General features: G+C 60.4%; 12 protein-coding genes. 6 read left to right on the top strand and 6 right to left on the bottom strand.

The genetic code is table 11. The features are described from left to right. Positions 1-9 precede the first annotated feature (9 nt). Both AC1D1Z_RS03925 and AC1D1Z_RS03920 read left to right on the top strand, forming a co-directional pair. Positions 10-849: an ABC transporter permease gene (locus tag AC1D1Z_RS03925; RefSeq protein ID WP_047623422.1), complete on the top strand. Its 840-nt coding sequence runs from the start codon at positions 10-12 to the stop codon at positions 847-849. A gap of 1 nt (position 850) precedes the next feature. Beyond that, positions 851-1606: an ABC transporter ATP-binding protein gene (locus AC1D1Z_RS03920; protein ID WP_047623424.1), complete on the top strand. Its 756-nt coding sequence runs from the start codon at positions 851-853 to the stop codon at positions 1604-1606. A gap of 55 nt (positions 1607-1661) precedes the next feature. On the opposite strand, the gene AC1D1Z_RS03915 is transcribed toward AC1D1Z_RS03920, so the two are convergent. The 6 genes from AC1D1Z_RS03915 to AC1D1Z_RS03890 form a co-directional block, all read right to left on the bottom strand. After that, the gene (locus AC1D1Z_RS03915; RefSeq protein ID WP_047623426.1) at positions 1662-2360 is read right to left on the bottom strand and encodes a ParA family protein; all 699 of its coding nucleotides are present in this window, start codon (positions 2358-2360) and stop codon (positions 1662-1664) included. Between the two features lie 231 nt (positions 2361-2591). Then, positions 2592-3743 carry an iron-containing alcohol dehydrogenase gene (locus AC1D1Z_RS03910; protein WP_028732863.1) on the bottom strand — a complete coding sequence of 384 codons (1152 nt, stop codon included), beginning with the start codon at positions 3741-3743 and terminating at the stop codon, positions 2592-2594. Then, positions 3740-5125: an aldehyde dehydrogenase family protein gene (locus AC1D1Z_RS03905; protein ID WP_477849566.1), complete on the bottom strand. Its 1386-nt coding sequence runs from the start codon at positions 5123-5125 to the stop codon at positions 3740-3742. Before AC1D1Z_RS03905 ends, AC1D1Z_RS03910 begins: the two co-directional genes overlap by 4 nt. Before the next feature lie 206 nt (positions 5126-5331). Further along, positions 5332-6699, bottom strand: a complete 1368-nt coding sequence (locus tag AC1D1Z_RS03900) for a glutamine synthetase family protein (RefSeq protein WP_130652783.1) — start codon at positions 6697-6699, stop codon at positions 5332-5334. Positions 6700-6844: 145 nt separating this feature from the next. After that, positions 6845-8401 (bottom strand): amino acid permease, encoded by a 1557-nt coding sequence (locus AC1D1Z_RS03895; RefSeq protein ID WP_028732865.1) that lies wholly within the window; start codon positions 8399-8401, stop codon positions 6845-6847. 119 nt (positions 8402-8520) lie between these two features. Then, a complete protein-coding gene (locus tag AC1D1Z_RS03890; protein ID WP_130652784.1) occupies positions 8521-9291 on the bottom strand; it encodes an N-formylglutamate amidohydrolase in 771 nt (256 codons plus the stop codon). A gap of 179 nt (positions 9292-9470) precedes the next feature. Between AC1D1Z_RS03890 and AC1D1Z_RS03885 the strand changes: the two genes are divergently transcribed. The 4 genes from AC1D1Z_RS03885 to AC1D1Z_RS03870 all read left to right on the top strand — a co-directional run bounded on the left by AC1D1Z_RS03885 (position 9471) and on the right by AC1D1Z_RS03870 (position 13387). Next, positions 9471-10343, top strand: coding sequence for a MurR/RpiR family transcriptional regulator (locus AC1D1Z_RS03885; RefSeq protein ID WP_018242903.1), 873 nt, complete (start codon positions 9471-9473; stop codon positions 10341-10343). Between the two features lie 190 nt (positions 10344-10533). Next, positions 10534-11637 carry an ABC transporter substrate-binding protein gene (locus AC1D1Z_RS03880; protein WP_018242904.1) on the top strand — a complete coding sequence of 368 codons (1104 nt, stop codon included), beginning with the start codon at positions 10534-10536 and terminating at the stop codon, positions 11635-11637. Between the two features lie 71 nt (positions 11638-11708). Beyond that, a complete protein-coding gene (locus tag AC1D1Z_RS03875) occupies positions 11709-12602 on the top strand; it encodes an ABC transporter permease (RefSeq protein WP_018242905.1) in 894 nt (297 codons plus the stop codon). Beyond that, the gene (locus AC1D1Z_RS03870; RefSeq protein WP_018446585.1) at positions 12599-13387 is read left to right on the top strand and encodes an ABC transporter permease; all 789 of its coding nucleotides are present in this window, start codon (positions 12599-12601) and stop codon (positions 13385-13387) included. The genes AC1D1Z_RS03875 and AC1D1Z_RS03870 overlap by 4 nt, the downstream gene beginning before the upstream one ends. Positions 13388-13391: the final 4 nt, after the last annotated feature.

Genomic DNA, 13391 nt, shown 5'->3' with positions numbered 1-13391 from the left:
AACGTTCCCATGTCCTTGGTGCACATCGCGCTGTCATGGCACAATACGGAAACAGGAAGGGAGACCCGGCAGCGCCGGGTTTCGCCTTTCGATCGCCCGATTGTCGGAATCGTGTTTCCGGTTGCGTTGTTTGCCGCCTGGGAAATCCTCGTTCGTGCGGGAATAGTCGGAGGTCGTTTGATGCCCCCGCCCTCGAAAATTCTCTATACGGTCTATGCGCTGGCGGCCTCCGGCGATCTGGGAACGCATGTCGGCGCGACGCTGCGCAGAGTGGCGATCGGCTTCGCCTTCGGGTCCTTGGCGGGGACCGCTCTTGGGGCGCTGACCGGCTACTCCAAACCGCTCGCACGTCTGCTGGATCCGACCCTGCAGGCTCTGCGAGCCATTCCCTCCATTGCCTGGGTGCCGCTGTTCATCCTGTGGTTCGGTATTTTCGAAGCCTCCAAAGTCGCCCTGATTGCCGTTGGCGTCTTCTTCCCGGTCTATCTAGGAGTCTATGGCGCCGTCGTCGGCGTCGATAGGCGCATCGTAGAGGTCGGTCGCGTCTTTCGGCTTTCGGGCTTCGAGCTCATTCGTCTGATCTTGCTGCCGGCGGTCCTTCCGGACTTTATCCTTGCCCTGCGCGCAGGCCTGGGCCTCGGTTGGATGTTCGTCGTTGCGGCGGAATTCATGGGCGCATCCGAAGGCCTGGGATATCTTCTGGTGGATGGTCAGCAACTCGGAAAGCCGGATCAGATCCTGGCGGCTATTTTGATCTTTGCCGTTGTCGGCAAGGCGACCGATAGCCTGCTTCTGATTGCGAGCGCGCCGTTCCTGCGCTGGCGCGACACCCATGCGAGCGGGATCTGACATGCTTGACATCCGCTCCCTATCCAAGATCTACCCCAATGGAACACATGCTCTGCAAGACTTCTCCCTCAGTATCGGTAAGGGAGAGTTAGTCGCGGTCATCGGAGGATCGGGTTGCGGCAAGAGCACCCTTCTGAGACTGTTGTCGGGCCTCGAAGCCCCTACACAGGGCGAAATCAGCTTGGAGGGACGGCTGCTGAGAGAGCCGGACTCGCTCGTGAATATCGTCTTCCAGGAGCCCCGGCTCTTTCCATGGCTGACAGTCGCGGACAATATCGGTTTCGGCCTGCGCCATCTGGCAAGCAGCGAACGGGATGAGCAGGTATCGGCGGCCCTGGAGAAGATTGGCCTTCGCGGCCACGAGAAGCGCTGGATAAAGGAGCTGTCCGGCGGTCAGGCGCAACGCGTGGCCCTGGCGCGAGCACTCGTGACGAAGCCGGCCGTTCTCCTCTTGGACGAGCCCTTCTCCGCACTCGATGCGATGACGCGTGTCGAACTCCAGGATCATCTGATCGATCTATGGCGCGTGAATGCCACGACGATGCTGCTCGTCACGCACGATATCGAAGAGGCAGCCTTTTTGGCGGATCGCGTTGTCGTGATGCGCCCTTGGCCGGGACGCATTCTAGAGGTGGTCGATATAGGCCTGCCGCGACAACGCAATCGCATGTCGGACGAATTGGCCGAAGTCAAAAGGCGTCTTTCCGACCTTCTGGCTCATTCTCTCAATGATGGCAGCCGCACGGCAAGCGCCTGAAAACGAAATGCGTCGCGGACCGAACCGGACGCACTTCGTTCCAGGATGCGGGGACTCAGGCTGCCGTCGCCATGCGGGCGGACGCCACCAGCCTCACCGGCAGCTTGCGCATCATTTCCTCGGCAAAACAGGTGGCGTTTTCACGGGCCTTGTCGAGGTTGCTGACGCGCGTGGGATCGATCGTGTGCAGCGTGCCGCCACAGTCGAAGATGTCGCGAAAGGCGGAGCGTTCGATAATTGCGGTGTCCAGCACCGGCACATGCCGTTCGCTGAGCAGCGACTTGACGACTTGCAGCGCCCGTGTCGTCACCATCGAGTTGACGCGGGTCAGCACCACCGAATGGCCAATCTTGATGCCGGCCTTCTCATCCAGATACTGCAGCAGTTCGAGCACCTGCGCGCCACCGCGCGCATCCATTGCACAGCCCTGGATCGGAATCAGCACGTGGTCGGAAAGGCCGACGGCGGTGGCAAGCAGCGGATTGCGTGCACCCGGCAGGTCGACGATGAAATAGTCGGTATTGTGCTTGTTCTCGCTGATATGCTGCGGCAACGAGGCGGTTGTCACGAAATCGATCACCGAAAGRTTGGCCACGTGACCAGAGATCTCGTGCCAGCGTGAAATCCAGTGCTGCGGATCGGCGTCGAGAATGGTGACGCGATAGCCTTTGCGGGCAAGCTCGGTCGCGAGCAGGAGAACAGCGGTCGTCTTGCCGGCGCCTCCTTTGGTATTTGCGAATGTGATAACAGGCATGTTCGGTCCTCGGAAGGAAAGAGGTGCGAGCCGGAATCGCTCTTTTACGCACCCTCGGAGCATCGTGCGGTTAATCCATCCTTTCTAATCATGGTTAACAAATTCGAAACACGCGCGGCGAAATTGCAGCCGGTATTTTTCACATCCCTAAAACTTGGGATATCGCGGCAACGAAAAAAGCCCGGAAAACCGAGGTTTTCCAGGCCAGTCAGAAGGTCCGCTCTAATATTGTCAGAAGCAATCCCTGAAAAGGACCTTGGTATTTTCGAGCGTCATTGCAACCGGGTTGCCGCCTGCACTCGGATCTTCGATCGCCATGGCCGACAATTCGTCGATGCGGTCGGCAGCGATTCCCATCGCCGACAGCGTCTCCGGCACCCCGAGTTCGGAGCGGAGCTTCAGCACATAGTCGTAGAATCCGTCGAACCCGCCCGAAATGCCGAGATAGGCGGCGGCGCGGCCGATCTTCTCCTCGATCGCCTTGCGGTTGAAGCGCAGCACCGCCGGCATCACCACCGCATTGGTCATGCCGTGATGGGTGTTGTAGACGGCGCCGATCGGATGCGAGAGCGCATGGATGGCGCCGAGCCCCTTCTGGAAGGCGACGGCGCCCATGGCGGCGGCGGCCATCATGTTCGCGCGGGCTTCGAGATCGGTGCCTTCCCTGTAGGCGCGTGGCAGGAATTCCTTGACGAGCCGCATGCCTTCGAGCGCGATGCCGGCTGACATCGGGTGATAGAAGGGCGAGGAATAGGCCTCCAGGCAATGGGCGAAGGCATCCATACCGGTGCCGGCCGTAATGATCTTCGGCATGCCGACCGTCAGTTCCGGATCGGAGATGACGACGCCAGGCAGGAACTTCGGATGGAAGATGATCTTCTTCACATGCGTCTCGGAATTGGTGATGACGCTGGCACGCCCGACTTCCGAACCGGTGCCTGCCGTTGTCGGTACGGCAACGATCGGGGCGATGCCCTCCAGGCTCGCGCGCGTCCACCAGTCGCCGATATCTTCAAAATCCCAGACCGGCCGCGTCTGGCCGGCCATGAAGGCGACGCACTTGCCGAGATCGAGGCCGGAGCCGCCACCGAAAGCAACGACGCCGTCATGGCCGCCGTCCTTGAAGGCCCTGACGCCGGCTTCGAGGTTCTTCTCGTTCGGGTTCGGATCGACATCGGCAAAGATCGCGCGGCCGAGACCTGCATCCTCGAGGATATCGAGCGCAGTCTTGGTGATCGCCATCGAGGCAAGGCCGCGGTCGGTGACGAGCAGCGGCTTCTTGATGCCGAGGCTCTTGCAGGCGACGGCCAGTTCAGTGATGCGGCCCCGGCCGAGCTTGACCGATGTCGGGTAGCTCCAGTTTGCGGTGATGTTGCTGCTCATGCTGTGACTTTCTTCAGATGGAAGGATTTCGGACGCGTCAGATTCTGGAAGCCGATGATCGACAGCGAGCCGCCGCGGCCGGTCTCCTTGACGCCGGTCCAGCAAAGTGCCGGGTCGAGATAATCCGCGCGGTTCATGAAAACGGTGCCGGTTTCGATCTCGCGGCCGAGCCGCCCTGCCCGCTCGACATCCTGGGTCCAGAGCGAGGCCGTCAGCCCGTACTGGCTGTCGTTCATCAAAACGAGTGCCTCCTCGTCGCTCTTCACCTTCATGATGCCGACCGCCGGACCGAAAGTCTCTTCGCGCATGAAGGCCATGGAGTGGTCGACGTCGACGAGAACCTGCGGTGCAAGATAGGCGCCGCCGTCATCCTGGGGGAAAAGCTTGGGATCAACAAGCGCTTTGGCGCCCTTGGAAACCGCATCGGCGATCTGCTCGCGCACCACCTTGGCGAAGCGCTTGTGCGCCATCGGCCCGAGCGAGGTATCGGGATCGAGAGGATTGCCGAGCTTGTAGTTCGACACCCAGGCAACCGACTTCTCGACGAAGGCGTCATAGAGCGATTCATGCACGTAGATGCGCTCGATGCCGCAGCAGCACTGGCCGGAATTGTAGGTCGCGCCGTCCATCAGCGTGTCGACGGCTGCCTCGAGATCCGCGTCCTCCATGACATAACCCGGATCCTTGCCGCCGAGTTCGAGGCCAAGTCCGGTGAAGGTGCCGGCGGCGGCCCGCTCCATCGACCGCCCGCCTTCGACCGATCCGGTGAAGTTGACGAAATTGAAGCTGCCGGCGGCAATCAGCGCCGATGTCGTTTCATGGTCGAGAAAGACGTTCTGGAACACATCTTCGGGAACGCCGGCCTCGGTGAAGGCCTGCACCAGCCGCTCACCGACCAGCAGCGTCTGCGAGGCATGTTTCAGCACCACGGTATTGCCGGCCATCAGTGCCGGCGCAATCGTATTGATCGCCGTCATATAGGGATAGTTCCACGGCGCGACGACAAAGACGACGCCATGCGCCTCGCGCTCGATGCGGCGCTCGAAACGCTCGCTCTCCTCGACGACGAGAGGCGCCAGCGCATCCGCTGCGATCGAAGCGACATAGTTGGAGCGCTCGTTGAAGCCCTTGTATTCGCCGCCATATTTTACCGGCCGACCCATCTGCCAGGCAAGCTCCGGCACGACGACGTCGGACATCTCGTTCAGCCGCGCAGCACCCTTCAGCACCAGCTGCACACGCTCTTCGAGCGGCCGTTTCGCCCAAGCCTTCTGCGCCTTGCGCGCGCGCGCCACCACGTCCTTGGCGGCATCGAGAGAAAGTGCGGCACGCTCGGCATAGAYCGACCCGTCAACCGGTGAAATGCATTGGATCATTGCCATGATCGAATCCTGTCCTCGTATTCTTCAAAATCTTTGCGAAGGCCGTAGCCCCTCATCCGCCTGCCGGCACCTTCTCCCCGTAAACGGGGCGAAGGGGATATGCCGCACCGGCTTTCCCCAACATCGACGCTGCGTTTGGCACGTTCCCTCTCCCCGTTTTACGAGGGGAGGGTTAGGGTGAGGGGCAAGCAACCCGCAAATGCCTATTAAGCTCTTTCGAAACCGCGCGCCACTTCCCAGTCGGTGATGCGGCGGTCGTATTCTTCCTGCTCCCATTCGGCGGCGCGGGTGTAATGGTCGATCACGTCGTCGCCGAAGGCTTTGCGCAGCATTGCCGATTCCGTCATTTCGGTCGTGGCCGCACGCAGCGTGCGCGGGATTTCGCGAACGCCCTTGCCGCCATAGGCGTCGCCGACGAAGGGGGCTTCGAGTTCCAGCTTGTTCTCGATCCCGTCAATGCCGGCGGCAAGCAGCGCGGCGAAGGCGAGATAGGGATTGAGATCGGAGCCGCCGACGCGGCACTCGATACGAATTCCCTTGGTCTCCTCACCGCAGAGCCGGTAGCCGGCGGTGCGGTTGTCCTTGCTCCAGATCGCCTTGGTCGGCGCAAACGTGCCGGCCATGAAGCGTTTGTAGGAGTTGATGTAGGGCGCCAGGAAATAGGTGATCTCGCTCGCATGGGCGAGAAGCCCGGCGATGTAATTGTGCATCAGCGGCGACATGCCGTATTTGCCGGTATGGTCGAAGAATAGCGGCTTTTCCTCCAGGCTCCAGAGCGACTGGTGGATATGCGAGGAACTGCCGGCCGCATTGTAATTCCACTTGGCGAGGAAGGTGATGGCCTTGCCCTTCGACCAGGCGATCTCCTTGCAGCCGTTCTTGATGATTGCGTGGCGGTCGGCCATGGCGAGCGCATCGGCGTAGCGCACGTTGATCTCCTCCTGGCCGGCCGAAGCTTCGCCCTTGGAGTTCTCGACCGGGATGCCGGCGCCCTGCAACCCGGTGCGGATCGCCCGCATCACCTCTTCCTCCTTGGTGGTCTGGAAGATGTGGTAGTCCTCATTATAGGCGCTGGCGAGCTTGAGGTTGCGGTAGCCGGAAGTCTGCGCCGCCTCATAGCTCTGGTCGAACAGGAAGAATTCGAGCTCGGAGGCCATGTAGGCCTTCATGCCCATATCCTCGAGCCGCTTCACCTGCTTCTTCAGGATCGCGCGTGGCGAGTGAGCGACTTCCTCATGCGTATGATGGTCAAGCACATCGCAGAGCACCAGCGCGGTGCCTTCCAGCCAGGGAATTCGACGCAGCGTCGCAAGATCCGGCTTCATCGTGTAGTCGCCGTAGCCCTTCTCCCAGCTCGTCGCCTTGTAGCCGGAGACGGTCTCCATCTCCATGTCGGTGGCGATCAGGTAGTTACAGCTGTGCGTTTCCTTCCAGGCGCTCTCGACGAAATATTCCGCCTGGAAACGCTTGCCCATCAGCCGGCCCTGCATATCCACCTGGCAGGCCAGAACCGTGTCGATGCGCCCTTCGGCAACATCTTTCCTGAGGTCGTCGATTGTGTAGCTGCTGCTCATGATTGATCCGCYTGAATTGGATTGACAAAATCGGGGCAACGAAATCGCATGCGCTCGGCCGGACTTTTCGGCCCGATGCCTTTTCGTTGAACCGTGATGGGGCCGCAGGATGCGGCCCCGCCATTTGAGAGGGAAGCCTTGATGCTTAGTTTTCGCCGCTTTCGCCGACGGCTGCTTCGGCGGCCGCGATCTCGGCCTGACGCTTTGCCACTTCGGCGCCGATCGGCGGCCCCTTGAAGCGACGGCTTTCGAAGCCGAACCAGACGATCGCGGTCAGCACCAGGAAACCAACGGTGATGTAGAGCGCCCATTCATTCGGCGGCTGGATGCCGAGGATGAAGATCAGGATCATCGCGATCACAGTCAGCACCGCGAAGAGCTTGAAGACGCCTTCGCCGAGGTTCCATGGCCCCATCTTGTCCCACTTCGACGTGCCCCAGGCGAACAGGCCGAGCGTGATCGGGATCGCGAAGGAGAAGAACAGGAAGATGACCGTGCACGAGACGACGATCGTATAGACCGGCGTATCGCCGATCGAAACGAGCGAGGAACCCCAGACGAACAGAACCGACAGGATCGAGCCGGTCCAGATCGCAGCCACCGGCGTGCGATACTGCGGACTGACCTTCGACAGTGCCTTCGATGCCGGCAGACCGCCGTCACGCGAGAAGGCAAAGATCATGCGCGAGACCGAGGTGACGGTCGCAAGCCCGCACAGCCACTGGCTGACCAAGATGGCAAGATAGAGAATATCCTTGACGATCGGGTTCACCTGGCTGTCCATCGCCCAGAAGAACACGTTCCAGCCCTGCTTTGCCGCATCATCCATATTCGGCAGCATCAGAACGAAGGCGCAGAGCATGATGTATCCGAAAAGCGCCGACCAGAGAACCGACGCGACCATGCCGCGCGGGACCGATTCGGCAGCCTTGACTGTCTCTTCCGACGTATGCGCCGAGGCGTCATAGCCGGTGATGGTGTAGATCGGCAGAAGCAGGCCGAGAAGGAAGACCCAAGCACCGGAAGTGGAGGGCCAGACATTGCCGCCGACTTCGCCGGAATAGTTGGCGAAGGTAAAGAGGCGACCGATCTCGTAGGAGGGCGCTGCGATCAGGCAGACGGCCGCCAGCGCGATTGCTGTTGCAAAGATCAGATAACCCGAAAAGTCCGTCAGCTTCGCGGTCAGTCCGATGCCCATGTGGTTGACGAGCGCCTGCGCGCCGGTGATGACAACGAGGAAGGCGATGCGCACCATCGTCGTATCCGTCAGCCCGAAATAGCTGGTGCCGAACGAACCCATGAAGAAATAGTAGGTGCCGACGTTGATGGCGCCGAGCACAGTGACGAGACCGAGCAGGTTGAACCAGGCGGTCAGCCAGCCGGTGAAACGGTTACCGAGGATGGAGCCCCAGTGATAGAGGCCGCCGGCCGTCGGATAAGCGGAGCTGATCTGCGCCATGGCGACGGCGAAGACGAGCGAGATGAAGCAGCCGAGTGGCCAGCCGATGCCGATCGCGGCTCCGCCGGCGCCCGAGGTTGCCTGCGCCAGCGAATTGATGCCGCCGGAGAGGATGCAGATAATGGAGAATGATACGGCGAAGTTCGAGAACGAGCTCATGCGTCGTTCGAGTTCCTGGGCATAACCCATGGAATGCAGGATGTGCACATCCTGCTTCTTGTCCAGTTCGGAATAATCCGACATGACTTCCCCCTGTTCACGATCGGCCGCGGGATTGCGGCCGGTTCAGTGCCAATTGTCCGCGGCATTTTCGCCGTGCGGACGTCCGCAGTTAAACTGCTCCCTCGGGTCTTCTTTTTATGTCAGGCGTCCAGGCTTTGCTGGAGCAGCCCTTTCAGATAGTCGGCCATGACCCCTTGGCCGATATCGTCTGCGATGAGGTCGTTACGGACCTCGATCATCACATTGCGCAAGCCGTTCGAAAGCCCGTGCAGGATCAGCGTGTGGGTCACGCCGTCCTCAGGCCCGTAAGGCTGGTTGCGTTCCGTCCTGTAAAGCGGCGCTTCGGCCGCGACCTCCAGCATACGGTCGGCAAGCCGGCTGTCCTCATCGTGCAATATGCCGAGTTCGACGGCACGTTCGCGGCCGTGATAGACCGGCGTGAAGCTGTGCATCGTCACGATGACGCTGTCTTGTCCCCTCGCCCGGCGATCGCGGATCAGTCCGCGAATGGCGTCATGGAAAGGAACGTAGAGCGCGTCGGTGCGCGCAAGCCGTTCTTCAGGGCTCAAATCCTTGTTGCCGGGGACGGCGTAGATCTCGCTGGTTTCCGGCATGGCGCCGGGTGAACTGGGCGGCCGGTTGCAGTCATAGATAAGCCGCGAGAACCGCTGGCAAACAAGCGTCGCGTCGAGCGCTTCCGATATGCTGCGGGCGACCGCAAGCGCGCCCGGGTCCCAGGCAATGTGGCTGGTGAGCGCCTCGCTGGGCAGGCCGAGATCGCCGAAAAGGGCTGGAAGCGCATTCGAAGCGTGCTCGCAGATGAGAAGCACCGGACTCCGGCCGTGGATGCGCTCGATCCCGACGCAGTCACCGTCCGCTTCGCTGAGGATTTTCGGTCGGGCTAGCACCAAAGGCGCCACTCCTTATCCCTTAACAAATTCCTTATGAAGAAAAGAATTCTTCAGGTTTCAACCTGTGTCAAGCATCCACTGAAAATTTCTTTTCATGACAGTGGTTGACATGGATTATGACAGCGTTGTTAACTTTGAGTGGGAAAGTGGCGCCAGACCATCCCGGGGAGCATAAGTACGTGACAGTTGCGTCGAAGACGGTTTCGGACGTCATACACTCGCATTTGGGGGTGTTGACGCGTGCCGAGAAGCAGCTGGCCGAGAGCCTGCTCGACAATTATCCGGTCTCCGGGCTCGGTAGCATCACCACGATCGCCGAGAACGCCGGCGTCTCGACGCCGACCGTCGTGCGCATGGTGCAGAAGCTCGGCTTCAAGGGCTATCCGGACTTTCAGGCGCATCTGCATCAGGAAGTCGAGGCGACGATCTCGAACCCCATCGCCAAACATGACCGCTGGGCGCAGAACGCCCCAGGCACCCATATTCTCAACCGTTTCGCCGATGCGATCATGGGCAATCTGCGCCAGACGCTGACCGATCTCGACACCGCGACTTTCGACAGCGTCGCCGCGTTGCTCTCCGACCGTAAGCGCGGCCTTTATTTCGTCGGCGGTCGCATCACTGGCGCGCTTGCCGAATATTTCTTCACCCATATGCAGGTCATCCGGCCGGCAACGACACTGCTATCGTCGAATTCCAGCAGCTGGCCGCAATATGTCCTCAACATGAATGCCGGCGACATCCTGATCATCTTCGACATCCGCCGCTACGAGCAGGAGATGGTGAGCCTCGCCACCGCCGCCCGCAAGCGTGGCGCCGAAATCGTCGTCTTCACCGACCAGTGGGCCTCGCCCGCCGCCAAGCTCGCCAGGCATGCTTTTCGCGTCCGGATCGAGGCGCCGTCGGCCTGGGATTCCTCCGTCGTCACCCTTTTCATCGTCGAAGCGCTGATCGAGGCCGTTCAGAATTCGACCTGGGACGAGACGAAGGAGCGCATGAAGACACTGGAAGGCCTGTTCGAGCAGACCAGGCTTTTCCGTAAACCCGGCTAGGAGGACAAGATTAAAACAGAAGAAAAACAATGACGGATTTTCACGGAACCACGGCGCGCTGTCGCAAACGAAACATTGCCGCAACCGCCTGCTATTTAGGGTGAAATGAACGTCATCCAATCGTCATACAAGCTTCATGTAAGCTCATTAACAGCATCGCCAGACACTGAAAACCCGAAGGAGAACAACAGTGATCTCTAACATTTCTCGACTACTGTCGCTTTCTACTGCGATGATCGTGGCTTCGACCGCGATTGCCGCTGCCGAGCCGAGCGCTGAACTTATCGCCGCCGCCAAGAAGGAAGGCACGCTGACGACGATCGCTCTTCCGCACGACTGGTGCGGCTACGGCGAAGTCATTGCCGGCTTTAAGGCCAAGTATGGCCTCGAGGTCAACGAGCTCAACCCGGATGCGGGTTCGGGCGACGAAGTCGAAGCCATCAAGGCCAATAAGGGCAACACCGGCCCGCAGGCTCCTGACGTCATCGACGTCGGCCTCTCTTTCGGCCCGTCTGCAAAGAAAGACGGCCTGATCCAGCCTTACAAGGTCTCCACCTGGGACTCCATCCCGGATACCGCCAAGGATGCCGAAGGCTACTGGTACGGCGACTACTACGGCGTTCTCTCGTTCCTCGTGAATAAGGATCTCGTCAAGGAATCGCCCGCCGATTGGGCCGACCTGAAAAAGAGCGACTACGCAAACAGCGTTGCCCTCGCAGGCGACCCGCGCACCGCCAACCAGGCCGTCCAGGGCGTCTATGCCGCCGGTCTTTCCGCATCCGGCGGTGACGCTGCCAAGGCCGGCGAAGAAGGTCTGAAATTCTTCGCCGAATTGAACAAGAACGGCAATTTCGTGCCGGTCGTTGGCAAGGCGGCTCCGTTCGCGCAGGGCTCGACGCCGATCATCGTTGCCTGGGATTACAACGCCCTCTCCTGGGGAGAAAGCCTCAAGGGCAATCCTCCGTTCGAGGTCGTCGTTCCGAAGTCGGGCGTCGTTGCCGGTGTCTACGTCCAGGCTATCTCCGCCTTCGCTCCGCACCCGAACGCTGCCAAGCTCTGGATGGAATACCTTTATTCCGACGAAGGTCAGCTCGGCTGGCTGAAGGGCTATTGCCACCCGATCCGCTTCAACGATCTTGCCAAGAACAACAAGATCCCGAAGGAACTGCTCGACAAGCTGCCGCCGGCTGCAGCCTATGAAAAGGCCGTTTTCCCGACGCTCGAAGAACAGTCCGCTGGCAAGGAAGCCATCACCAAGAACTGGGATTCCGTCGTCGGCGCCGCCGTCAAGTAGCCTCTAATCCTGCCTCCCCGCCGCAAGGCGGGGAGGTTTTCTCACTCCGACGCCCCAGGATGAGCTTTTCCATGAGCACCGTTTCAACGCCTATGGTGCGCAGTGCCCCCTTGATCAACAGAGATCGCGTGATCGACTGGCTGGGCATTGCACCCTTCATCATTTTCTCCCTGCTGTTCCTGATCATCCCCACGCTTTATCTTGTGGCGGGCGCATTCCTGACGCCCGAGGGCGATTTCACGCTGAAGAATATCGGTGATCTCTTTACCCCATCCATCATGAGCGCCTACTCGATCAGTATCCGTGTCTCGGTGGCGTCGGCTCTAGGCGGTGCGCTGATCGGCTTCTTCCTCGCCTGGGCCGTCGTGCTCGGTGGCCTGCCCGCCTCCGTCCGTTCGACGCTCTTGACCTTCTCCGGTGTCGCCTCGAATTTCGCCGGCGTGCCCCTTGCCTTCGCCTTTCTCGCAACGCTCGGCCGCACCGGGCTTGTGACGATTTTCCTGCGCGAATGGTTCGGCTTCAATCTCTACGGCACCGGCTTCAATCTGCTGTCCTTCTTAGGCCTCACCATCACCTACATGTATTTCCAGATACCGCTGATGGTGCTGATCCTGACGCCGGCCCTCGACGGCATGAAGAAGGAATGGCGTGAAGCCTCGCAGATCCTCGGCGCCACCAACCGCCAGTACTGGACGATGGTCGCGCTGCCGATCCTTTGGCCGAGCCTGCTCGGCACGACGCTGTTGCTCTTCGCCAATGCTTTCGGCGCCATCGCCACCGCTTTCGCGCTGACCGGCAGCTCGCTGAACATCGTGCCGATCCTGCTCTACGCGCAGATCCGCGGCGACGTTCTGCACAATGCCAATCTCGGTTACGCCATCGCGCTCGGCATGATCGTTATCACCGGCGTCTCCAACGTCCTTTACCTCATGCTGCGCATGCGCGCCGAACGGTGGCAGAAATGAAAGCTCAACGTCTCGGAGCCTGGATCGCTGTCATTCTGGGTGCATCCTATTTCGTCATTCCGTTGATCGGCACAATCGAGTTTTCGTTGCGCATGCGCCGCGGCGAATACAGCCTCGATGCTTATGAGTCGGTATTCTCCGACATTCAGTTCCGCGAGACCTTCGGCTATTCCATGTTGATGGCGCTTCTGACCATCGTCTTCGGCATGCTGCTCGTCGTGCCGACGGCCTATTGGGTGCGCCTGCGCCTGCCGCAGATGCGTCCGGTCGTCGAATTCATCACGCTGCTGCCGCTTGTCATTCCGGCGATCGTCATCGTCTTCGGTTACCTCAGAATGTATAATTCGTCCTCTTACCTACCGTTGACGGGTTCGACGACCGGCACCAACGCCCTGCTGGTCTTCTCCTATATCACGCTGTCCCTGCCCTATATGTACCGCGCCGTCGATACCGCCATGCGCGCGATCGACGTCCGCACGCTGACGGAAGCGGCCGAAAGCCTCGGCGCCCGATGGACGACCATCATGTTCAAGTGCATTTTCCCGAATGTCATGAGCGGCGTGCTCTCAGGCGCTTTCATCACGCTGGCGATCGTCATGGGCGAATTCACCTTTGCCGCACTTTTGAACCGTCCGGCCTTCGGTCCCTACCTGCAGCTCGTCGGCGCCAACAAGGCCTACGAGCCTTCGGCGCTTGCGGTCATCGCCTTCTCGATCACCTGGCTCAGCATGGGCCTGCTCAACCTCGTTTCCCGCTTCGGCAAAGCCGCCCCGGCAAAGGCTTAAGGTA

The sequence above is a fragment of the Rhizobium sp. P1_E1 genome (genome assembly GCF_056406015.1).
The sequence above is the reverse complement of the archived record's forward strand: the minus strand, read 5'-3'. Positions and strand labels throughout refer to the sequence as shown.

Coding starts and splice junctions, on each gene's coding strand:
- AC1D1Z_RS03925 (WP_047623422.1), top strand. CDS start 10: ATGTCCTTGGTGCACATCGCGCTGTCATGGCACAATACGGAAACAGGA.
- AC1D1Z_RS03920 (WP_047623424.1), top strand. CDS start 851: ATGCTTGACATCCGCTCCCTATCCAAGATCTACCCCAATGGAACACAT.
- AC1D1Z_RS03910 (WP_028732863.1), bottom strand. CDS start 3,743: ATGAGCAGCAACATCACCGCAAACTGGAGCTACCCGACATCGGTCAAG.
- AC1D1Z_RS03900 (WP_130652783.1), bottom strand. CDS start 6,699: ATGAGCAGCAGCTACACAATCGACGACCTCAGGAAAGATGTTGCCGAA.
- AC1D1Z_RS03895 (WP_028732865.1), bottom strand. CDS start 8,401: ATGTCGGATTATTCCGAACTGGACAAGAAGCAGGATGTGCACATCCTG.
- AC1D1Z_RS03875 (WP_018242905.1), top strand. CDS start 11,709: ATGAGCACCGTTTCAACGCCTATGGTGCGCAGTGCCCCCTTGATCAAC.
- AC1D1Z_RS03870 (WP_018446585.1), top strand. CDS start 12,599: ATGAAAGCTCAACGTCTCGGAGCCTGGATCGCTGTCATTCTGGGTGCA.